Origin of the sequence: Belliella kenyensis, assembly GCF_022549675.1 — a bacterium.
In the GTDB taxonomy this organism is placed as follows: Bacteria; Bacteroidota; Bacteroidia; order Cytophagales; family Cyclobacteriaceae; genus Belliella; species Belliella kenyensis.
Genome location: NZ_JAKZGR010000047.1, coordinates 1 through 1,559 on the forward strand (window position 1 = coordinate 1; position 1,559 = coordinate 1,559).

1 protein-coding gene is annotated in these 1,559 nt (G+C 43.0%); it reads left to right on the plus strand.

The genetic code is table 11. The features are described from left to right. Positions 1 to 1,559, plus strand: a 1,559-nt coding sequence (locus tag MM214_RS18865; protein ID WP_241297733.1) for a DUF11 domain-containing protein, incomplete at both ends; no start/stop codon positions are given.

Consider the following 1,559-nt stretch of genomic DNA (forward strand, 5'->3'; position numbering starts at 1 on the left):
AGCCTTGACTTTATTGAAGTCAGGAACGTTTGTTGATTCGAATGGCGATGGCTTTGCTCAGGTAGGCGAGACGATTAGTTACAGCTTTACTGTAAGGAACACGGGTAATGTAGAAATCACAAACTTGGTGATTACCGATCCATTGGTAACAGTGGTAGGTGGACCATTGGCCTCCTTGGCTCCAGGAGCTATAGATGAATCAACGTTTACAGCGACCTATACGATCACACAGGCAGATATTGATGCGGGCTATGTCTACAACTTGGCTACGGTAACGGGTCAAGATCCAAGTGGCGAAGATGTCACAGCAACCTCAGAAGATCCGAATCCATTGACACCAGATGATGATGGCTACGATCCAGACTGTCCAAACTGTACAGTTACGCCATTGGATCAAATCCCATCATTATCCTTAATTAAAGCGACAACCTTTAGTGGAAAAGCTTCAATGGGAGATGTGATTGGTTACACCTTTACTGTAGAAAATACAGGGAATGTAACAATAGAAAACATCACTGTAAATGATCCATTGTTAGGTGGATTGGTAGATAATTCAACTGGAGTTTGGCCATCTGTAGTTGGAACACTAGCGCCTAGACAGTCAGTGACTTTGACAGGTAGCTATACGGTGACAGAAGCGGATGTTTTAGCAGGAGAGGTTGTTAACATTGCGACGGTTAGAGGTGACGATCCGATTAATCCAGGCGAAACACTTCCTGAAGAACCAAGTGAAGAGGTTACTGTAGAAATCATGCCTTTTGTAATTGTTGCTAATGATGATGTCTTTGGTCCAATTAACGGCACGACAGGAGGAACATTACCAGGCAATGTATTGGATAACGATACCTTGAATGGTGAGCCAGTAAACCCTGAAGAAGTGATCTTGACACCGATCAATGTAGATCCTGACTCTCCAGTAGTGATCAACCCAGATGGTACAGTTACGGTAGCACCGAACACGCCAGCGGGAGAATACACGCTAGAATACAGAATTTGTGAGGTTTTGAATCCTGATAACTGTGATATTGCAACAGTAACGGTAACAGTTGAAGTTAGCGGAATGATTTTAGGAACTGTTTTCAATGATGCAAACGGTAATGTAGCGATAGATGGAGAAGAGATGGGTTATTTACCTGGAGGAGTTCCTCATTTTGTATACTTGGTAGATGCATTGGGTGTGATCAGAGGGGTGAGTGAAGTAAATGCTGATGGTACATTTGCAATTCCAATAGAGGATAATACAGGATCCTTCAGCCTTCAGATAAGTACAAATACTTATGTATTGGGAGAAGATGCAGTGATTGAACAGAACTTACCGCTAGGCTTCGTTCATACGGGCGAGTCTGTAGGACTAGGAAGTGATGGTACAGCAGATGGCGTTGTAAATATTGAGTTGGTTTCAGGATCAGGAGATCTGAGCGGTATATTGTTCGGTATCCAAGAGCGACCAATAGCAGGTAGTGGATCATTGATATTGGTTAACCAGAATGGTAACTTCCAGCATACAGTTTTTGACTTTGCGTTTAATTTTCTCGAAGAGAGTACTGATGGAGCACCAG